Source organism: Crenobacter sp. CS_VA4, assembly GCF_055597485.1.
This window is the reverse complement of the sequence record NZ_JBVMAE010000044.1, coordinates 1-20,331: the sequence shown is the minus strand read 5'-3', so window position 1 is coordinate 20,331 and position 20,331 is coordinate 1. Positions and strand designations below refer to the sequence as shown.

At 65.8% G+C, this 20,331-nt stretch carries 13 protein-coding genes and 1 pseudogene; 8 read left to right on the top strand and 6 right to left on the bottom strand.

Annotated features, from left to right (window positions below):
• Together ACZ2IA_RS21510 and acnB are read right to left on the bottom strand one after the other, a co-directional pair.
• A pseudogene (locus ACZ2IA_RS21510) lies at positions 1-1,374 on the bottom strand (hypothetical protein); the annotation flags it as partial.
• Between the two features lie 255 nt (positions 1,375-1,629).
• Complete coding sequence (gene acnB, locus ACZ2IA_RS21505; protein WP_470294639.1) at positions 1,630-4,215, bottom strand: bifunctional aconitate hydratase 2/2-methylisocitrate dehydratase; 2,586 nt, start codon at positions 4,213-4,215, stop codon at positions 1,630-1,632.
• A gap of 450 nt (positions 4,216-4,665) precedes the next feature.
• On the opposite strand from acnB, the gene ACZ2IA_RS21500 reads away from it, so the two are divergent.
• The 6 genes from ACZ2IA_RS21500 to ACZ2IA_RS21475 all read left to right on the top strand — a co-directional run bounded on the left by ACZ2IA_RS21500 (position 4,666) and on the right by ACZ2IA_RS21475 (position 11,433).
• Positions 4,666-7,482 carry an aconitate hydratase gene (locus tag ACZ2IA_RS21500; protein ID WP_470294638.1) on the top strand — a complete coding sequence of 939 codons (2,817 nt, stop codon included), beginning with the start codon at positions 4,666-4,668 and terminating at the stop codon, positions 7,480-7,482.
• A 173-nt stretch (positions 7,483-7,655) separates the two neighbouring features.
• Entirely contained in the window at positions 7,656-7,973 is a 318-nt protein-coding gene (locus tag ACZ2IA_RS21495) for a hypothetical protein (protein ID WP_470294637.1), read from the top strand.
• Between the two features lie 44 nt (positions 7,974-8,017).
• Positions 8,018-8,788, top strand: coding sequence for a tRNA pseudouridine(65) synthase TruC (locus ACZ2IA_RS21490; protein ID WP_470294636.1), 771 nt, complete (start codon positions 8,018-8,020; stop codon positions 8,786-8,788).
• A 59-nt stretch (positions 8,789-8,847) separates the two neighbouring features.
• Positions 8,848-9,387: an NADPH-dependent FMN reductase gene (locus ACZ2IA_RS21485; protein WP_470294635.1), complete on the top strand. Its 540-nt coding sequence runs from the start codon at positions 8,848-8,850 to the stop codon at positions 9,385-9,387.
• Between the two features lie 101 nt (positions 9,388-9,488).
• Positions 9,489-10,334 carry a 23S rRNA (adenine(2030)-N(6))-methyltransferase RlmJ gene (locus ACZ2IA_RS21480; protein WP_470294634.1) on the top strand — a complete coding sequence of 282 codons (846 nt, stop codon included), beginning with the start codon at positions 9,489-9,491 and terminating at the stop codon, positions 10,332-10,334.
• Positions 10,335-10,437: 103 nt separating this feature from the next.
• Positions 10,438-11,433 carry a class 1 fructose-bisphosphatase gene (locus tag ACZ2IA_RS21475; RefSeq protein WP_470294633.1) on the top strand — a complete coding sequence of 332 codons (996 nt, stop codon included), beginning with the start codon at positions 10,438-10,440 and terminating at the stop codon, positions 11,431-11,433.
• Positions 11,434-11,505: 72 nt separating this feature from the next.
• Here ACZ2IA_RS21475 and ACZ2IA_RS21470 read toward each other — a convergent pair whose 3' ends face one another.
• The gene (locus ACZ2IA_RS21470) at positions 11,506-12,435 is read right to left on the bottom strand and encodes a DMT family transporter (protein ID WP_470294632.1); all 930 of its coding nucleotides are present in this window, start codon (positions 12,433-12,435) and stop codon (positions 11,506-11,508) included.
• A 96-nt stretch (positions 12,436-12,531) separates the two neighbouring features.
• Here ACZ2IA_RS21470 and ACZ2IA_RS21465 point away from each other — a divergent pair, with 96 nt between their 5' ends.
• Positions 12,532-13,425, top strand: coding sequence for a LysR substrate-binding domain-containing protein (locus ACZ2IA_RS21465; RefSeq protein WP_470294631.1), 894 nt, complete (start codon positions 12,532-12,534; stop codon positions 13,423-13,425).
• A 33-nt stretch (positions 13,426-13,458) separates the two neighbouring features.
• Complete coding sequence (locus ACZ2IA_RS21460; protein WP_470294630.1) at positions 13,459-15,495, top strand: site-specific recombinase; 2,037 nt, start codon at positions 13,459-13,461, stop codon at positions 15,493-15,495.
• A gap of 42 nt (positions 15,496-15,537) precedes the next feature.
• Here ACZ2IA_RS21460 and ACZ2IA_RS21455 read toward each other — a convergent pair whose 3' ends face one another.
• From ACZ2IA_RS21455 to argS, 3 genes are all read right to left on the bottom strand, one after another.
• Positions 15,538-16,221: an aspartate/glutamate racemase family protein gene (locus tag ACZ2IA_RS21455; protein ID WP_470294629.1), complete on the bottom strand. Its 684-nt coding sequence runs from the start codon at positions 16,219-16,221 to the stop codon at positions 15,538-15,540.
• Between the two features lie 249 nt (positions 16,222-16,470).
• On the bottom strand, positions 16,471-17,772 hold the full coding sequence (gene guaD, locus ACZ2IA_RS21450) for a guanine deaminase (RefSeq protein ID WP_470294628.1): 1,302 nt from the start codon (positions 17,770-17,772) through the stop codon (positions 16,471-16,473).
• A 205-nt stretch (positions 17,773-17,977) separates the two neighbouring features.
• Complete coding sequence (gene argS, locus ACZ2IA_RS21445) at positions 17,978-19,696, bottom strand: arginine--tRNA ligase (protein WP_470294627.1); 1,719 nt, start codon at positions 19,694-19,696, stop codon at positions 17,978-17,980.
• Positions 19,697-20,331 lie beyond the last annotated feature (635 nt).

Sequence of the window (20,331 nt, the reverse complement as noted above, 5' to 3'; positions counted from 1 at the left end):
TGCGGTGGCTGCGGTGGCTGCGGTGGCTGCGGTGGCTGCGGTGGCTGCGGTGGCTGCGGTGGCTGCGGTGGCTGCGGCAACAGTCTCGCCCGCCAGTGTCGGCAGCGGAACTAATTTCGACAGCACCTGATCGTCGGCGAGCTTGGCGTCCAGCACGAGCGGCGTCGCAGGCGGGGTCGGTTCGGCCAACGTTGTCGACGTCTCTACTGCAGCCGTTGGAACGGTACTCACCGGCAACTCCCCGGCCACAGTCGGGTACGACGGGGTCGCACCGACTGTCGGCGTGGCAGGGGCACGGGGAGCCGGCAAGGAGCCCGGCCAGCCGGACGGCAGCATGACACGCGCCGGTTCGGGACGCGGCTTGGCCGAGGTGGTGGCGGCCGAGGACACCGTGCTTGGCATGGGGTTGGCCGAAGCCGGCAGCGGCGACTTGGCGATCGGGCTGCTTGGCTGGTAGAGCGGCGGGATCGGCGGCTCCACCTTGACCGGCTTGCTGACCGGGCTTGGGCGCGACGGGATCGGTGCCAGCACCACCTGCGGCAGCGGCTTCTTCTTGGCACTGGCCGCTTCACGGCTGAGGCGTTCCTGGTGGATTTCCTGCACCCGGGCACGCACCGATTCGGGCTCGATCAACGGCAACGGTGCGGCCTTGCTATCGCGGCCGACCACATCGTGGCGGCGTTCGGCCTGGCGGCGGCGGTAACCGTCGCGCAGATTGTCTTGCACGTCGGATAGCCCGATCACCGGCAGGTCGGCCACCGGGTCGCGTAGCGGTACCGAGCGGTCGCGCGGCGGTTCGCGGCGGCGCGGCAGCTCGATGCGTCTCTCCGGCGGCGGGGCCGCCGCGCGCACCGCCTGCGGTGCAGCGGTATGGGTCGCCGGCTTGACCGAAGACGCCTGCGGGCGCTCGGCCGACGGCTGTTCAAGCGGCCGCGGGGTCGATATGGGAAGCGGCCGCTGCGGTGCCGCGGCCAGGGGCCGCGCCGGGGCAGCCGGCTGCGGCGGCGTTGCCTGACGCGGGCTCCAGTCGAGCTCGGGCTCGACTCGCGCTGCCGTGGGCCGTGCCAGGGCCTCGCCCTGCAGCTCGGCCGCACGCCGTTTCGGCAGATAGCGGCGCCCGCGCTCCAGCCAATCGGACATGGAACGCTCCAGCGCTTCCCGCCGTGCCGACGCACTGTGCACGGCGCCGGACTCGGCCTCCTCGACGGGTCCATCGGGCTTTTCGTTGAACGGCAGCGGGAGCCGGCCGTCCTCGAAGAAATAGACCCGCCAGCGCTCCAACCACTCGGGCAGAGGTCGCCCGCTACGCTTGAACCACACCACGCCACCGGCGGCGGCGGCCAGCAACAGCACCATCAGGACAAAAACAGCCAACTCGGTTCCCAATCCAGAAAAATCCGTCACACAACCCGCATCCGGCCCGGGGGCAACTGGCATAGCACCACTCAAGCCGGAAACCGACAAGGGTAACAGCGTCTCCGCGTCATGCAAGCCTTCCCTGCCCTACTCCGCCCTGAAATTGGGTCGTCATCGGAATGACATCGGCCGGTTTCGGCCAAGCGTTGTGGTCGCCGCATGAAAAAACCCCGCCGATTTCGGCGGGGTTGGTCGAGCGATACCAGTCGGCGCTTACACCGACACGGTGTCGGCCACGTCCTTGAAGTCGTCGATCTTGTCGAAATTCAGGTACTGGTAGACTTCGGCGGACTGCTTGTTGATCACGCCGATGTCGGCCATGTACTCGTCCTTGCTCGGAATGCGGCCGAGCTTGGAGCAGATCGCCGCCAGTTCCGCCGAACCCAGGTACACATTGGTGTTTTTGCCCAGACGGTTCGGGAAGTTACGGGTCGAGGTCGACATCACCGTCGCGCCTTCGCGCACCTGCGCCTGGTTACCCATGCACAGCGAGCAGCCCGGCATCTCGGTGCGCGCACCGGCGGTGCCGAACACGCCGTAGTGACCTTCCTTGGTCAGCTGTTGCGCGTCCATCTTGGTCGGCGGAGCCACCCACAGTTTCACCGGGATGTCGCGCTTGCCCTCCAGCAGCTTGGACGCGGCACGGAAGTGACCGATGTTGGTCATGCACGAACCGATGAACACTTCGTCGATCTTGGCGCCGGCCACGTCGGACAGGGTCTTCACGTCGTCCGGGTCGTTCGGGCAGGCCACGATCGGCTCGTGGATGTCGGCCAAATCGATCTCGATCACGGCCGCGTATTCGGCGTCGGCATCCGGCTGCAGCAGCTCGCCGTTGGCGATCCACTCTTCCATCGACTTGATGCGGCGCTCCAGGGTACGGGCATCCTGGTAGCCTTCGGCGATCATCACCTTCATCAGGGTGATGTTCGACTTCATGTACTCGACGATCGGCGCCTTGTTCAGGTGCACGGTGCAGCCGGCGGCCGAACGCTCGGCCGACGCGTCGGACAGCTCGAACGCCTGCTCAACCTTCAGGTTCGGCAGACCTTCGATCTCGAGGATCTTGCCAGAGAACTCGTTCTTCTTGCCGGCCTTGGCCACGGTCAACAGGCCTTGCTTGATCGCGTAGAGCGGAATCGCGTTGACGAGGTCACGCAGGGTGACGCCCGGCTGCATCTCGCCTTTGAAGCGCACCAGCACCGACTCCGGCATGTCCAGCGGCATCACGCCGGTGGCGGCGGCAAAGGCCACCAGGCCCGAACCGGCCGGGAACGAGATACCGATCGGGAAGCGGGTGTGGCTGTCGCCGCCGGTGCCGACAGTATCCGGCAGCAGCAGACGGTTCAACCAGGAGTGGATCACGCCGTCGCCCGGGCGCAAGCTTACGCCGCCGCGGGTCGAGATGAACGCCGGCAGCTCCTTGTGGGTCTTCACGTCCACCGGTTTCGGGTAGGCGGCGGTGTGGCAGAACGACTGCATCACCAGATCGGCCGAGAAGCCCAGGCAGGCCAGGTCTTTCAGCTCGTCGCGGGTCATCGGGCCAGTGGTGTCCTGCGAGCCGACGGTGGTCATCTTCGGTTCGCAGTAGGTACCCGGGCGCACGCCCTGGCCTTCAGGCAGGCCACAGGCGCGGCCGACCATCTTCTGCGCCAGGCTAAAGCCCTTGGTCGATTCGGCCGGCGCTTGCGGCAGGCGGAATTCGGTCGACGCCGGAAGATTCAGCGCTTCGCGCGCCTTGCCGGTCAAGCCACGGCCGATGATCAGGTTGATACGGCCACCGGCGCGCACTTCGTCGAGGATCACGTCGGACTTCAGCGCGAATTCGGCGATCTGCTCACCGTTCTTCTCGATCTCGCCCTGGTACGGGTAGATGTCGACCACGTCGCCCATGTCGAGCTTGGACACGTCCACTTCGATCGGCAGCGCGCCGGAGTCTTCCTGGGTGTTGAAGAAGATCGGGGCGATCTTGCCGCCCAGACAGACGCCGCCGAAGCGCTTGTTCGGTACGAACGGGATGTCTTCGCCGGTCGCCCAGATCACGCTATTGGTCGCGGACTTGCGCGAGGAACCGGTGCCGACCACGTCGCCCACGTAGGCGACCAGGTGGCCTTTCTTCTTCAGGTCTTCGATGAACTGGATCGGGCCGCGCTTGCCGTCTTCTTCCGGGGTGATGCCCGGGCGCGCGTTCTTCAGCATCGCCAGATAATGCAGCGGAATATCCGGGCGGCTCCAGGCGTCCGGCGCCGGCGACAGGTCGTCGGTGTTGGTTTCGCCGGTCACCTTGAACACGGTCACGGTGATCTTCTCGGCCACTTCCGGGCGGCTGGTGAACCACTCGGCGTTGGCCCAGGACTCGACCACTTCACGGGCGAAGGCGTTGCCCTTCTCCATCTTCTCCTGCACATCGTGGAAGGAGTCGAACATCAGCAGGGTCTTTTTCAGGCCGTTGGCGGCGATCTGCGCCAGCGCGGCATCGTCGAGCAGGTCGATCAGCGGCTTGATGTTGTAACCGCCCACCATGGTGCCCAACAGCTCGGTGGCCTTCTCGCGCGAGATCAGCGGCGACGCGACGCTGCCTTCGGCCACGGCGGCCAGGAACGACGCCTTCACCTTGGCGGCATCGTCGACGCCCGGCGGCACGCGGTGGGTGATCAGCTCGACCAGGGTCTCGCCCTCGCCGGCCGGCGGGTTCTTCAACAGCTCGACCAGTTCTTCGGTCTGCTTGGCGGACAACGGGAGCGGTGGAATGCCGAGGGCGGCACGTTCTGCTACATGCTGGCGGTAGGCTTCAAGCACGGCTACATCCTCTCTGCTTTATATCAAGCGCGGAAACATCGGGTAATGGTACGGGCGGGACCCCAGCCAAACGGCAAACTGTCGACTGATCCACCGGCCGCACCCCCACGGGCATAGGGGGTGGCGTCAAGACGGCAACGGGTCTTGGCAGCGTCGCCATTTTACCGTCACTGCAGCCTTCTGGGAAGAACAACACGGCATCCTGATCGACCTTCTTGTCTCGCCGTGACCGTCAGGCGACGGCTCTCATACTAGGCCGGCACCGTCTATTTTTAGGAAAAGTGTCGACACTTTGATGAAAAACGAGGGTTGACGGCTCACCCGAAATCAAATCGCCACCACCCGTATCGGATAGCGACACTCGCCGGAATTCTCCCCCATAATGTCACTACGTTGGCCGAACCGGCGCACCGCCGGCCCGACCTGGCATCCACCCTATCCGGAGGAACCATGAGTCAGAACCCGTTCAACACCCTGTCCGCCCTGTCCGTGGGCGGCCGCGATTACTCCTATCACAGCCTCGGCAAGCTCGAAGAGCACGGCATCGGCCCGGTTTCCCGGCTGCCGGTGTCGATCCGCATCGTGCTCGAGTCGGTGCTGCGCAATTGCGACGGCAAGAAGGTCACCGAAGAGCATGTGCGCCAACTGGCCAACTGGGCGGCCACCGGCCCGCGCAGCGAGGAGATTCCGTTCATCGTCGCGCGCGTGGTGCTGCAGGACTTCACCGGCGTGCCGCTGTTGGCCGACCTCGCGGCGATGCGCAACGTCGCCGCCCGCCAGGGCAAGAACCCGAAGACCATCGAACCCTTGGTGCCGGTCGACCTGGTGGTCGACCACTCGGTGATGATCGACAAGTTCGGCACGCCGACCGCGCTACGCGAAAACATGGAGATCGAGTTCCAGCGCAACCGCGAGCGCTATCAATTCATGAAATGGGGCATGCAGGCGTTCGACACCTTCAAGGTGGTGCCGCCGGGCATCGGCATCGTCCACCAAGTCAACCTCGAATACCTGTTCCGCGGCGTGCAGCAGCGTGACGGCCTGCTGTTCCCCGACACCTTGGTCGGCACCGACAGCCACACCACGATGATCAACGGCGTCGGCGTGGTCGGCTGGGGCGTCGGCGGCATCGAGGCCGAGGCCGGCATGCTCGGCCAGCCGGTGTACTTCCTGACCCCGGACGTGGTCGGCGTCGAGCTGACCGGCAAACTCAACGAAGGCGTCACCGCCACCGATCTGGTGCTGACCATCACCGAGCTGCTGCGCCGCGAAAAGGTGGTCGGCAAGTTCGTCGAATTCTTCGGGCCGGGCACCGCCAGCCTGACCGTCACCGATCGCGCCACCATCGCCAATATGGCGCCCGAATACGGCGCGACGATGGGCTTCTTCCCGGTCGACGAGAAAACCATCACCTATATGCGCGACACCGGCCGCTCCGACGCCGACATCGCGCTGTTCGAAGCGTATTTCAAGGCACAGGACCTGTTCGGCGTGCCGGGCGCCGGCGACATCGACTACAGCAAGTCGCTGAAGCTCGATCTCTCCAGCATCGTGCCAAGCCTGGCCGGCCCAAAACGCCCGCAGGATCGCATCGCATTGCCGGACATGAAGACGAGCTTCGAATCGCTGTACTCGAAGCCAGTCAGTGAAAACGGCTTCGGCCGGCCGGCCGCCGAGCTGAACCGCCGCATCAAGACCACCCGTAGCGCCGGCGCGCAAAGCGACGACAACAGCCAGCAGCTGGAAGGCAACGGCCAGTCGCGCAACGTCGTGGAGATGGTCGACAACCGACCGACCTCCGACCACCTGGCGGCCAGCGCCAACGGCATCGACATCGGTAACGGCGACGTGCTGATCGCGGCGATCACCAGTTGCACCAACACCTCGAACCCGGGCGTGCTGCTCGCCGCCGGCCTGTTGGCGAAGAAGGCGGTCGAAAAAGGCCTGAAGGTGCATCCGCGGATCAAGACCAGCCTGGCGCCGGGCTCGCGGGTGGTGTCCGAATACCTGAAGAAGACCGGCCTGCAGCCCTACCTCGACCAGCTCGGCTTCAACGTCGCCGCCTACGGCTGCACCACCTGTATCGGCAACTCCGGCGACCTGGCGCCCGAATTCAACGACGCGATCACCCAGAACGAGCTGGTCTGCGCCGCGGTGCTGTCCGGCAACCGCAACTTCGAGGCGCGCATCCACCCCAATATCAAGGCCAACTTCCTCGCTTCGCCGCCGCTGGTGGTCGCATTCGCGCTGGCCGGCCGCGCCAACATCGACCTGACCCGCGAACCGCTCGGCACCGACACCAACGGCCTGCCGGTGTTCCTGAAGGAGATCTGGCCGACCTCGGACGAGGTCGCCAAGCTGCTGCCGGAGGCGTTCAACCCCGAGGCGTTCCGGCGCCTGTACGCCGACTTCACCCGCGACCACGACCTGTGGAACGCGATCACCGCGCCGCAGGGCCAGGTGTACGACTGGCCGAAGTCCACCTACATCGCCGAACCGCCGTTCTTCGAGGACTTCGCCGCGCAGCCGAAACCGGTCGAACCGATCACCGGCACCCGTGCGCTGCTGCTGCTCGGCGATTCGGTGACCACCGACCACATCTCGCCGGCCGGCTCGTTCAAGGACACCAGCTCGGCCGGTCAGTACCTGTTGGCCGAAGGCGTCGCGAAGCAGGACTTCAACAGCTACGGCAGCCGGCGCGGCAACCACGATGTGATGATCCGCGGCACCTTCGCCAACGTGCGGGTGAAAAACCTGATGCTACCGGCCAAGGACGACGGCAGCCGCGTCGAGGGCGGCTACACCCTGTTCGACGGCAAGCAGACCACCGTCTACGAAGCGGCGATGGAATACATCAAGCGCGGCGTCGGCACCATGGTGTTCGCCGGCGAGGAGTACGGCACCGGCTCCAGCCGCGACTGGGCGGCCAAGGGCACCCAGCTCCTCGGCGTGCGCGCGGTGGTGGCGAAGAGCTTCGAGCGTATCCACCGCAGCAACCTGGTCGGCATGGGCGTACTGCCCTTGCAGTTCAAGGGCAGCGATAGCTGGCAGAGCCTCGGCATCGACGGCTCCGAGACCTACGACATCGAGGGGGTCGGCGACAGCATGCAGCCGCAGGAGGAGCTGACGTTGCTGATCCACCGCACTGGCGGCAAGACCGACCGGGTGCCGGTGATCAGCCGCATCGACACGCCGATCGAGGTCGATTACTACCGTCACGGCGGCATCCTGCCGTTCGTACTGCGCGAGCTGTTGGCCAACGGCTGAGCCAGGGCAAGACGGTAACGACGGGCGCCACGCGGCGCCCGTTTTCGTTTCTGTCCGCAGACAACTTGACCGAGACGGCTGCCGGTTATAACGAGCGTGTGCCATGCTGAATACGTAGCATCGCCCCATACGACGGCCAGAGGATGAATTCGCACCCTGAAAGGAGTCATCCAATGAACGCAAAAACCACCCAATTCGGTATCGGCCTGCTGCTCAGCCTGATGTCCGCCTCGGCATTTGCCGTTGGCGCTGGCGTCGCTATCGGCGCTGACGCCGCCGGCCGGACCAACCATGTGCTGGACGGCATGCAGCAAAAAGCTCAACAACAGCAGCAACCCAAGGTCATCACCACCGACAGCCCAGAGGACAAGGCCACCGCCAAGATGCTGCAAGACAGCAATCCGACCGAAGAGCAACTGCAGCAGGCGCAGCCCAATCTGGACTCGAAGACCATCCCGGTCGGCAATCACAGTCGTCGAACGAGACGCTAACACGCTACCTGCGTACAATGGCCGCCCGATCTCGAAAGCCCGCCGTGACCAGCCCGTTCGCCCCTTTCCCCATCGTCTACCGCGACGAGCACCTGATCGCCATCCACAAGCCAGCCGGCCTGTTGGTGCACCGCACCGTGCTCGACCGCCACGAACGCTGGTTCGCGATCCAGCTGTTGCGCGACCAGATCGGCCAACGCGTCTACCCGGCGCATCGGCTCGACAAGGGAACGTCCGGCGTGCTGCTGTTCGGCCTGTCCAAAGACGCCGGCCGCGAGCTGTCGTGGGCGTTCGAACGCCAGGAGGTCGGCAAGCGCTACCTCGCCATCGTCCGCGGCCACCCTGCCGATCAGGGCGAGATCGACCACCCACTGTCGCGCCGTGTCGACGATCTGGAATGGATAGGCGAGAAGGTCAGCGGTGAGCCGCAGAGCGCCGTCACCCGCTACCGCACGCTGGCGCGCACCGAGCTGCCGTTCGCGGTCGACCGCTATCCGAGCAGCCGCTACGCGCTGGTCGAGCTGGAGCCGCTCACCGGTCGCCGCCACCAGTTGCGTCGCCACCTGAAGCACATCGCCCACCCGATCATCGGCGATGCGACGCATGGCAAGGGCATCCACAACCGCTTCTTCGCCGACCAGTTCGGCTGCCAACGCCTGCTGCTCGCCTGCGTAGAGATGCGCCTGACCCACCCGTTCACCGGCGAGGTGCTCACCCTCACCGCACCGCTGGCCGACGACTTCGCCGCACTGGTCGACCGGCTCGGCTGGCGCGACGCGATCGAACCGCGCTGGCTGCCACCGCCGGCAGGCTGAGCGGCCAGGCGGGCATCCCGTTATCATGGCGTATTGCCCCCCGACGGAATAATCATTCTATGCATCTGCTCGCCCTGTCCGGTAGCCTGCGCGCCGACTCGAGCAATACCGCGCTGCTGCGCGCCGCCGCTCACTGCCTGCCGCCCGCGACCACGCTGACGCTATACGACGGTGCGGCCGACCTGCCCGCCTTCAATCCCGACCTCGACGGCGAACCGGCGCTTGCTACGGTCGCCCGCTGGCGCCGGGCGCTGAGCGACGCGGACGGTGTACTGATCGCCTGCCCGGAATACGCGCACGGCGTACCCGGTGCGCTGAAGAACGCGCTCGACTGGGTGGTGGTCAGCGGCGAGCTGGTCGACAAGCCGGTGGCGCTGCTGCACGCCTCGCCGCGCGGCCAGCATGCCCGGGCGGCGCTCGCCGAAATCCTGACCACCATGTCGGCCCGACTGATCGATGCAGCAACATTGACCGTGCCGCTGCTCGGCAAGACGGCGGACGAAGCCACGGCCATCCTGGTCGCCCCCGGCACCAGCGCGGCACTACACCGCGCCTTGCAGCAGTTCACCCGCGCCATCGGCACACCCGCCGAGTCCTGAACCCCGCCGTTGGCCGAAATCGCGGCGGTTCGGCCCAGCTTGATCGGCAGGCGGCGGCGCAATCCGGTAAAATCGTCGGCAATCACATCGGATTCACCTCAATGCTCAGCTACCGCCATGCCTTCCACGCCGGCAACCACGCCGACGTGCTCAAACACCTGGTCGAGATCGCACTGCTGCGCTACCTCAACCAGAAAGACAAACCGTACTGGTATATCGACACCCACGCCGGCGCCGGCGTGTACTCGCTCGACTCCGAGTACGCCAGCAAGAACGCCGAGTACGAATCGGGCATCGCCCGGCTGTGGGATCGCACCGACCTGCCGACGCTGGTCGCCGACTACGTAGCCGTGGTGCGCCGCCTCAACCCGGACGGGGTGCTGAAGCTCTACCCCGGCTCGCCCTACTGCGCCGACCAGGTGCTGCGCGAGGACGACAAGCTGCGCCTGTTCGAATTGCACCCGACCGACAGCGTGCACCTGATCGACAACTTCCGTGGCCGCAGCAAGCGCGCCATCATCAAGGCCGAGGACGGCTTTGCCGGCATCAAGGCGTTTTTGCCGCCGGCGCCGCGCCGCTCGCTGACGCTGATCGACCCGCCGTACGAAGACAAGCGCGACTATCAGCACGTGGTCGACACGCTGAAAGACAGCCTGGAGCGCTTCGCCACCGGCACCTACGCGGTCTGGTACCCGATGCTGGCAAGGAAAGACGCGCGCGAACTGCCGGAAAGGCTGAAGAAGCTGCCGGCCAAGGGCTGGCTGAACGTCGCGCTGCAGGTGCAGTCGCCGTCGCAGGACGGCTTCGGCATGAACGGCAGCGGCATGTTCATCCTGAACCCGCCGTACACGCTGCACGAGGAGCTAAAGTCGGTGATGCCGTGGCTGACCAAGGTGCTGGCGCAGGACCGCAGCGCCAAATTCGTGCTGGAACAGCAGGCAAACTGAGCCGCTGCTTGGCCGAGCCGGCAGGACGTTCGGCCAAGGTTTGACGGTATAATGCCGCCGTATTGATCCGGGCTTTCGCCCACCACCCGATTCCGAGGACCGCATGAGCCGCATCGCACTCGCCCGCTATCTGACCGAAGCCCTGCAGCAGGGCCGCCTCGCCGACGCCGAGCTGGCCCGGCTGATCGAAACCGTTGCCGACGTCTGTGTCAGCATCTCGCACGACGTGGCGCAAGGCGCGCTGTCGGGCGTGCTCGGCGAAGCCGGCACCGGCAACGTGCAGGGCGAGCAGCAGAAGAAGCTCGACGTGATCGCCAACGACCGCCTGCTCGAGGGCTGCGAATGGACCGGCCTGCTCGCCGGCATGGGTTCCGAGGAAATGGACGACCCGTACCCGATCAAGGCCGAGTACCCGCTGGGCAAATACCTGCTGCTGTTCGACCCGCTCGACGGCTCGTCGAACATCGACGTCAACATCTCGGTCGGCACGATCTTCTCGATCCTGGAAAAGCACGGCGACGCACCGCTCACCGAAGCCGACTTCCTGCAGGCCGGCACCCGCCAGGCCGCCGCCGGCTACGTGCTGTACGGCCCGCAGACCATGCTGGTGCTGAGCTTCGGCCATGGCGTGGTCGGTTTCACCCTCGACGCCGACAGCGGTCGCTTCGTGCTGACCCACCCGGAGATCAAGGTGCCGGAAGCCACCCGCGAGTTCGCGATCAATATGTCCAACCAGCGCCATTGGGAAGCCCCGGTGCAGCGCTGGGTCAGCGAGATGCTGGCGGGCCTGACCGGCCCGCGCGGCAAGGACTTCAATATGCGCTGGGTGGCGTCGATGGTCGGCGAGGTGCACCGCATCCTGATGCGCGGCGGCGTGTTCAGCTACCCGCGCGACGCGCGCGAACCGGGCAAGGCCGGCAAGCTGCGCCTGATGTACGAAGCCAACCCGATGTCGTACCTGGTCGAACAGGCCGGCGGCGCGGCCACCAACGGCCGCGAGCGCATCCTCGACATCCAGCCTGAGCAACTGCACCAGCGCGTGGCGGTGTTCCTCGGCTCGAAAGAGGAAGTGGAGACCGTCACCGGCTACCACGGCTGATCGCCCCAGAAGCAGAAAAAATGCCAAGCGTCCTGCTTGGCATTTTTCATTTCTGGCGCCGCAGCGAGCGGCTCAGACCTTCTGCCGGTTCGCCAGCGTTACGCCGACCACCACCAGTACCGCGCCGAGCACCTGTTCCAGCGACAAGGCCTCGCCGAGAAACGCCCAGCTCATCAACAGCGTCAGCACCAGGCCGAGCGTGCCCACCGACGCGGTCCTTCCCGCGCCGAGCAGGCGGATCGCCTGGCTCAGGCACCAGACCGGCAAGGCGGTGGAGAACACGCCCATCGCCAGACCGATCAGGTACACCTGCCACGGCAGGTGCAGGATGCTCGCCAGCGGTTCGGCCAGCGCGAAATGCAGCACTACTGCCGCGCAGGCGACCAGGGTGCCGAGCGCCGCCATCCGGCTGGCGCCGATCCGGCCGACCACCTCGCCGGTGCCGATCAGGTAGAGCGCGTAGGTGAAGGTGCTCGCCAGCACCCAGCCGAGCCCCTTCCACGCGTCGGCGGCCAAGGTGCTGCCCGCCAGGTCGTGCGCAAACGCCAGTGCTACGCCCAGATACGACAGCAGCACCGCACCCCACACCCGCCCCGGGTAGCGCTTCTTCAGCAGCAGCGTAGAGAGCAGCAGCACCAGCGTCGGGTAGAGGAACAGCGTCATCCGCTCCAGCGCCGCCGAGATCGTCAACAGGCTGAAGAAGTCGAACAGGCTGGACAGGTAGTAGCCGAGCAGGCCGAGCACCAGGATCCAGCCCCAGTCACGGCGGCCCAGCTTGTCGGTGCCGCCGCTCTGCCGCGCCAGCAGCAGGAAAAACGGCGCGGCGAACAGCATACGCAGCGCCAGCAGCGCCTCGGCACCGACGCCGTAGCGGTAACCGGTCTTGATCAGGATCGCCTTGATCGAAAAACCGACCGCCGCGAGCAGCGCGAACAAGATGCCTTTGTGTTTGGCGAATGCAAAATGGCGGGGAACCCCGGCCGTGTTGGCAGAAACATCCATATTATTCTCCTCGTATGCCGAGATTATGGTAGCTTTTCATCAAGCAATGTTAGCCATTTTGCGTAGCTTACCTTCGCCGATTACGAAGCCTTTTCGATGCGTCTCGACTTTATCGACCTGAAGCTGTTCGCCTGCCTGGCCGATTGCGGCAGCCTGACACTGGCCGCCGAACGACAGGCCTTGGCGCTGTCCGCCGCCAGCCAGCGGCTGAAAAAACTGGAAACACTCTACGGAGTCGAGCTGGTCGAGCGCCGCGCCCGCGGCATCGAGCTGACCGCCGCCGGCCAGCTGTTCCTGCACCACGCCCGCCAATTGCTGCTCGCCGCCGAGCGGCTCAACGGTGAACTGGGCGACTACGCCCACGGTCTGCGCGGTGAAATCCGCCTGATGGCCAATACGGTAGCGTGCAACGAGTTCCTGCCGGTGCAGCTCGGCCGCTTTCTCGCCGCCACGCCACGCGTCGACGTGACGCTGCTCGAACGCCCCAGCCGCGACATCGTGCCGGCGATCGAGCACGACGAGGCCGACCTGGGCGTGATCGACGGCAGCACCGGCATCGGTACGCTGACCGTGCTGCCGTTTGCCCGCGACCGGCTGGTGCTGGTCGCCGCCGCCGGTCACCCGTTGGCCGGCGCCACGGAGCTGGCATTGGCCGACACGCTCGACCACGATTTCGTCGGCCTGCCCGGCACCAGCGCGATGCAGCGCCACGTCGAGAACATGGCCAGGCTGCACGGCCGGGTATTGCATCCGCGAGTGCGGGTGGCCAGCTTCGCCGCGCTGGCGACGCTCGCCGGGGCCGGGGCCGGCCTGGCGGTGCTGCCGGAACGCGCCGCACAACGCCTGGCCCCGCTGGAAAACCTGACAGTAATCGCGCTGAGCGACCGGTGGGCGATCCGCGAGATGAAACTGTGCTTCAAGTCGGCCGACGCGTTGTCGGCCCCGGCGCACGCGCTGCTCGACCTGCTGGCCCATGCCCACCCCGCCTAACCTACACTAGAGAGAATTTCCGACCGCCACCGCATGATGAACAAGACCCCGCTTTCGATGGACGACGCGCTGCGTCGGCTCGCCACCGCCGAGCATCCGCCGGCCGAGGCGCTGGCCGACCTGATCGCCACGCTGCGCCCCCACTCGGCGCGCCACACCGAACAGGCGACCAAGAACCTGCGCGCCCTCACCTATCTGCTCGAACACCAGCCCGACTATCGCCGAGCATTACGCCACGGCCTGCTGGCGCTGTTGACCGAAACCCGGCAGATCGCGCTCTATACAGAATCCGGCATCCTCGCCAACGAGGGCTTCTTCAGCGCACTGTCACGGCGCATCGGCGAGCGACTGCTGCCGCCGCCGGTACGGCCGGAGTCGCTGCGCGACGTGTTCGGCCAACTGTTCGCGCCCGAGGACGACCACCTGTGGCTGGCCGAGATCCCCGACGAGGTATGGAGCGGGCTGTGGCGCGCGCTCGCCTGGAGTGAAGAGGAACTCAACGGCGGCGACACCGCCACCCGCTTGCAACTGCTCGAAGCCGTGCAGGTATTGTCGGCACGGATCACCGCGATCGGCCTGGAGCCGGAGCTGGTACGGGTCTACCCGGATATCGAGCGTTTTGAGTCGCCATTCCTGCACCTGAACGCCGAGGTGCTGCGCTATGTCGAAAGCTACCGGTTGAGCCTGTCCGAGCACGCTCGGCCGGACGAGGACGAAAAGCACATCCTGGTGCTGCTCGACCAGTGCGAGGACATCCTCGCCAAGCTGCGCAAGAACGCGGCGCGTTACGGCATCTCGGTCAACCTGACCTACCATGCGCTGCGCCTGACCCAGCACATCGACCGGCTGCGCGCGCTGCTGATCCTGCTCGACCCCGACTACGACCCGGCCGTCGACCCGACGCTGTTCCAGCTGATCGTGCGGCTGATCGAAGCCGACAACCGCAAGTACAGCCTGCGCGACCTGTTCAAGTCGAACACCGAATTGCTGGCGCTGCAGGTCACCGAGCATGCCGGCCGCCACGGCGAGCACTACATCGCCGAGACGCGCGGCGAATGGAACGGCATGGCCCGCGCCGCGATGGGCGCCGGCCTGATCGTCGGTTTCATGGCGCTGATCAAGATGCTGACGGCACGCGGTCACCTGCCGCTGCTGTGGGAAGGCATCGCGTTCGGCCTGAACTACGCGCTCGGCTTCATCATCGTGCAGATCCTCGGCTTCACCATCGCCACCAAGCAGCCGGCGATGACCGCCGCGCGGATCGCCTCGGTGATCCATACTGTCGGCAAGAAGGCACACGCCGACGAGTTGGCCGAACTGGTGGTGAAGGTACTGCGCACTCAGTTCGTCGCGATCCTCGGCAACGTGCTGCTCGTCATCCCGACCGCGGGGCTATTGGCTATCGGCTGGCAGGCGCTGTTCGGCCAACCCCTGGTCGACGCCGCCAAGGCGCAGCACCTGCTGCACGACCTCGACCCGATCCGCAGCCTGGCGATCTTCCACGCGGCAATCGCCGGCGTGTACCTGTTCCTGTCCGGGCTGATCGCCGGCTACTACGACAACCTGGCGATCTACCGCCGCATCCCGGAGCGGATCGCCGCGCTACCGTGGCTGAATCGCTTGGTCGGCCCGCACCGAGCGAACCGGCTTGCCGGCTACATCGAGCACAACCTCGGCGCCTTGGCCGGCAACTTCTACTTCGGCATGTTCCTGGGCCTGACCGGCACGGTCGGCGTCATCCTCGGCCTGCCGCTCGACATCCGCCACATCACCTTCTCGTCGGCGTATCTGGCGTTTTCCGCGGTGACCAGCAACTTCCAGCTGCCGCTCGATGTGGTGCTGCTGTCGCTCGCCGGCGTCGCGCTGATCGGCCTGACCAACCTGATGGTCAGCTTCGGCCTGGCACTGTGGGTGGCGTTGCGCTCGCGCAAGCTCAGGGGCCGCGACGCCTGGCCGCTGGTGCCGCTGCTGCTGCGCCGTTTCGTCCGTAATCCGCTGCAGTTCTTCCTGCCTCCGGCGAAAGCCGCCCCGCTCGAGGAAGAAGCGGACAAGGAACAGGAAGCGCGCTGAGCTCTCCATGCGAAAACCGGGCCTTACAGGCCCGGTTTTTCTTCAGTCCAGCGCCCAGTCGACCAGCGCCTCGGCGTGCAGTCGGGTGCTGTCGAACACCGGCAGCGGCCCATCCTCACCGAGCAGTACCAGCTCGGTACACGCCAACAGCACCGCCTCGGCGCCGTCGGCAGCCGACTGTCGCATCAGCGCCTGCAGCGTCTGGCGCGACGCCTCGCGTACCTCGCCGCGGCACAGCTCGTCGAAGATGATCCGGTGCACGGCGTCCCGGCCTGCAGTGTCGGGCACACTCACCTCCAGACCGTGCGCGGCCAGCCGCTCGCGGTAGAACGGCTCCTCCATCACGAAGCGGGTGCCGAGCAACGCCACCCGCTGCAACCCGGCCTGGCGAACCTGGGCCGCCAGCGCGTCGCCGATGTGCAGCAGCGGCACCGACACCGCCGCGGCCACCTTGTCGGCGACCTTGTGCATGGTGTTGGCGCCGATCGCGATACAGCCGGCGCCGGCGCGTTCCAGCTCCTGCGCGCGCCTCGCCAGCAAGTCGCCGGCCCGCTCCCATTTGCCCGCCGCCTGCCAGGCCGCCAGCGGCGCAAAGTCGATGCTGTTGACGATCACCTTGGCCGAATGCAGCCCGCCCAGCCGACGGCGCACCGCCTCGTTGATGAAGCGGTAGTAGAGCGCGCTCGATTCCCAGCTCATCCCGCCGATCAGACCGATGGTTTTCATGCTTGCTCCGTTGTCGATTGACGATGGCTTCAGGCTAAGCGCTGCCACCGCCATCCGGTAGCCGCAGCGCTACATCGATACGACAGTGACAGAGCCTCTCCGCTTTCATCCAGCGCGTCGGCCAGGCTATCCGCCCAGAAAAGACAACGCCACGGCATGCCGTGGCGTTTGAGGAGAAGGTTGGCCGAAACCCGCTCCGACGGCTTACGGATGCCCCTCTTCCGAGTCGGTAACGATAGAAGCTGGAACTCAGTCGGCGCGCTCGTGCACCTTGCGGCCGGCGGCGTAGGTCGCCTTGATCACCCGCTCGTCGCCGAGCGTCATCAGCACGAACAACTGTTCCTCGAGCGTTGCCGAGAACGACTGGCGGTCGGCGAGTATCGGCGTCGCGTTGAAGTCGAGCACGGCGAGGTCCGCGTCCTTGCCGGCCTCGATGCTGCCGATGTATTGGTCCTGATAGATCGCCCGCGCCGAGCCGAGCGTAGCGAGGTAGAAGGCGTGGTGCGCCGACAGCGAGTAACCGCGCAACTGCGCGATCTTGTACGCCTCGTTGAGCGTCACCAGCGGCGAGAAGCTGGTACCGGCGCCCAGGTCCGAGCCCAGCGCGGTACGCACCGGGTTGCTCGACACCAGCGCCCGCTCCAGATTGAACAGGCCCGAACCGAGGAACAGGTTGGAGGTCGGGCAGTGCACGATGGTCGCGCCCGCCTCGGCCAGCCTTTTCCACTCGCCATCGGTCAGGTGCACCGCGTGGCCGAATAGCGTGCGCGGCCCGACCAGGCCGTAGCGGTCGTAGACGTCGAGATAGCCCTGCGTACCGGGGAACAGCTCGTTCACCCAGGCGATCTCGTTGGTGTTTTCCGACAGGTGCGTCTGCATGTAGACGCCGGGGATGTCCTTGTACAAGGCTCCGGCCGCCTCGAGCTGCTCGGGGGTGCTGGTCGGCGCGAAACGCGGCGTCACCACATAGAAGAAGCGGCCTCGGCCGTGCCATTTGTCCGCCAGCGCCTTCGACTGGTCGTAACCGGTCTTCGCCGTGTCGAGCAGCGCGTCGGGCGCATTGCGGTCCATCAGCACCTTGCCGGCGCCGGTACGCAGACCGAGCGCTTCGGCCTCCTCGAAGTAGGCGTCGACCGACTCGGGATGCACGGTGCAATAGGTGATCGGCGTGGTCACGCCGGCCTTCAGCTGCTCGCGCAGGAAGACGCGGGCGATGTCTTTGGCAAAGGCCTTGTCGTGGTAACGCTGTTCGGTGACGAAGGTGTACTTGTTGAGCCAGTCGAGCAGCTGCTTGCCGTAGGCGCCGATCATCGGCGTCTGCGGATAGTGGACGTGCGCGTCGATGAAACCCGGCACGATCAGCGCATCCCGATAGTGCTCGGGCGTCGCCCCGGCCGGCACGCGGCTGGCATCGTAGGCGCCGGCGTAACGGATCGTGCCGCCGTCGATCACGATCAGCCCGTCGGACTCGTAGCGGAAGCTGCCCTCCACACCGTCCTTGAACGGGTTGCCGGTATAACTCAGAAATGCGCCGCGAAGTGCCGATGCCATGGACAACTCCTTCTCTGATGTCGGGCCTGTGCCGGCCGGTTTGGATGCGGTGCCTCCCCTCCACTTGCGGGTCATCCCGAGCGAGACGGGGAAAGCGCTGAAGGACTCAGAAAATCCATGATAGATCAATGCGGCAGCATCCACCTTTCATGAAAAAAGCCCGCAGCGATCGCTCCGGGCTTTGATGGTGATGCCGAGGCCAAGCTTACATCGCGTCGAGCACCTCGATGCCGAGCAGGTCCAGGCCGGTCTTCAGCGTCTTGGCGGTCAGCGCGGCCAGCTGCAGACGGCTCTGCCGCACCTCGCCCTCGGACTTCAGGATCGGGCAGGCCTCGTAGAAGCGCGAGAACAGCGTAGCGATCTGGTAGACGTACTGCGACAGGTAATGCGGGTAGCAGCCGTCGGCCACCGCATTGATGGTGTCTTCGAACTGCGCCAACGCGGCGGCGAGTTGCTTCTCCGCCGGCTCGGTGAGGACGATCTTGGCGCCCGCGTCGTAGTCGGTCGCCTTGCGGAACACGCTCTGCACCCGGGTGTACGCGTACTGCAGGTACGGGGCGGTATTGCCCTCGAACGACAGCATGGTGTCCCAGTTGAAGATGTAGTCGCTCATCCGGTTCTTGGAGAGATCGGCGTACTTCACCGCGCCGATGCCGACCACGCGGCCGATGTGGCGGCGCTCTTCCTCGGACAGGTCCGGGTTCTTCTCGCTCACCAGCTGATAGGCACGTTCGATCGCCTCGTCCAAGAGTTCGACCAGCTTCACGGTGCCGCCGGAACGGGTCTTGAACGGCTTGCCGTCGTCGCCCATCATCACGCCGAAGCCGATGTGCTCGAGCGACATGCCTTCCGGCGCGAAACCGGCCTTGCGGCAGATGCTGAACAGCTGCTGGAAGTGCTGGCTCTGGCGCGCATCGACCACGTAGATCACCCGGTCGAGGCCCAGCGTCTTGTGACGGTAGCGTACCGCGCCGAGGTCGGTGGTGGTGTACAGGTAACCGCCGTCCTTCTTCTGGATGATCACACCCATCGGCTTGTCTTCCTGGGTGCGGAACTCTTCCAGCATCACCACCTTGGCGCCATCGTTCTCCACCAGCAGGCCGGCGTCCTTCAGGTCGGACACCACCACCGGCAGGTCGTCGTTGTACGACGATTCGCCGCACACATGCTCGCGCTTGAGGCCCACGTTGAGCTTCTGGTACACCGCCTCACAGTGTTCCAGCGACACGTCGACGAACTGTTCCCACAGCCTCAGCACTTCCTTGTCGCCGCCCTGCAGCTTCACCACGTAGTCGCGGGCGCGGTCGGCGAATTCTTCGCTCTCGTCGAAACGGATCTTGGCGTTGCGGTAGAAGGTTTCCAGGTCGTTCAGCTCGATCGTAGCGTCACCGGCCTGCTGGGTTTCCACCAGGTAGGCGGTCAGCATGCCGAACTGGGTGCCCCAGTCGCCGACGTGGTTGGCGCGCACCACGTCGTGGCCGAGAAATTCCATCACCCGGGCCAGCGCGTCGCCGATGATGGTCGAGCGCAAGTGGCCGACGTGCATTTCCTTCGCCAGGTTCGGCGACGAGTATTCGACCATCACATGCTGCGGGGTCGGGGCGGTGATGCCGAGTTTGGCGTCCGCGAGCGCCGCTTCGGCGCGGCGGGCGAGGAATTCCGGATCGAGATGGATATTGATGAAACCCGGACCGGCGATTTCGATCTTGCTGGCGATGCCGGCGAGATCCAGCTTGGCGATCACCTGTTCGGCCAACGCACGCGGGTTGGTCTTCAGCGCCTTGGCGGCCCCCATCACGCCGTTGGCCTGGTAGTCGCCGAACTCCGGCTTGGAGGCGGGCTGCACGACGGCCGGCGCGTCCGGTGCACCGGCCGCGGCGAGTGCCGCCTGCACCCGCTCGTTGATCAATTGCAAAATCGTCATGTAGCGTCCCAATCTTGTGTCTTAAGCGAAATTCGAATATTCGATTTCGAACAATCTTACCTGCTCGATTGTAAGCCGACCCCCTCCGGCCGGGCAACGCAAGATCGCCGATCGGCTGACCCTGCGCGTGTTAAACGACCCTGCGAAGGCGGCTGATGACCGGTCGACAAACGGCACGCCGCAGTCGGCCCGGGTCGGGGGCCCTCGGCCGGCTTGAACTGGTGGGCTCACATCCAGGCATCGATCATGCCCAGCGACTCACGCGCCGGGGTGATCACATCGGCCGGATGCCGGTACCTACCCCGCTGCACTTCATGACTCAGTTAGCCGGGGCCGGTCGCAGACTTGCCGTTAGGGTGGTCCTGGCGGAGTGGAAGAGTGCTGTTCTTATAATTTAACAAACCCCTGGCTGGCGGCTTTGGCGCGGATCGGATTGAGCTATGAGCAGGTGGCTCTGGCGGGTCGAACGCCAACGCGGGAAGCAGAGTGCCGGGCTTACGCGGTCTACCGCGCCCCCTGAAGCGCGCGCCTCGATCCTATGAACGTTCGGCACGCGCCCTGGGGGACAGAGGAGTCGGGATGAATCGGATGGAAACACGTTTTCTGGCGCTGTGGTCGCGCTGCGGCGGTATACA

What these genes read in the sequence shown, in the direction of transcription:
- ACZ2IA_RS21500 (WP_470294638.1), top strand. Translation starts at nt 4,666, where the DNA reads ATGAGTCAGAACCCGTTCAACACCCTGTCCGCCCTGTCCGTGGGCGGC.
- ACZ2IA_RS21495 (WP_470294637.1), top strand. Translation starts at nt 7,656, where the DNA reads ATGAACGCAAAAACCACCCAATTCGGTATCGGCCTGCTGCTCAGCCTG.
- ACZ2IA_RS21485 (WP_470294635.1), top strand. Translation starts at nt 8,848, where the DNA reads ATGCATCTGCTCGCCCTGTCCGGTAGCCTGCGCGCCGACTCGAGCAAT.
- ACZ2IA_RS21480 (WP_470294634.1), top strand. Translation starts at nt 9,489, where the DNA reads ATGCTCAGCTACCGCCATGCCTTCCACGCCGGCAACCACGCCGACGTG.
- ACZ2IA_RS21475 (WP_470294633.1), top strand. Translation starts at nt 10,438, where the DNA reads ATGAGCCGCATCGCACTCGCCCGCTATCTGACCGAAGCCCTGCAGCAG.
- ACZ2IA_RS21470 (WP_470294632.1), bottom strand. Translation starts at nt 12,435, where the DNA reads ATGGATGTTTCTGCCAACACGGCCGGGGTTCCCCGCCATTTTGCATTC.
- ACZ2IA_RS21465 (WP_470294631.1), top strand. Translation starts at nt 12,532, where the DNA reads ATGCGTCTCGACTTTATCGACCTGAAGCTGTTCGCCTGCCTGGCCGAT.
- ACZ2IA_RS21460 (WP_470294630.1), top strand. Translation starts at nt 13,459, where the DNA reads ATGATGAACAAGACCCCGCTTTCGATGGACGACGCGCTGCGTCGGCTC.
- ACZ2IA_RS21455 (WP_470294629.1), bottom strand. Translation starts at nt 16,221, where the DNA reads ATGAAAACCATCGGTCTGATCGGCGGGATGAGCTGGGAATCGAGCGCG.
- guaD (WP_470294628.1), bottom strand. Translation starts at nt 17,772, where the DNA reads ATGGCATCGGCACTTCGCGGCGCATTTCTGAGTTATACCGGCAACCCG.
- argS (WP_470294627.1), bottom strand. Translation starts at nt 19,696, where the DNA reads ATGACGATTTTGCAATTGATCAACGAGCGGGTGCAGGCGGCACTCGCC.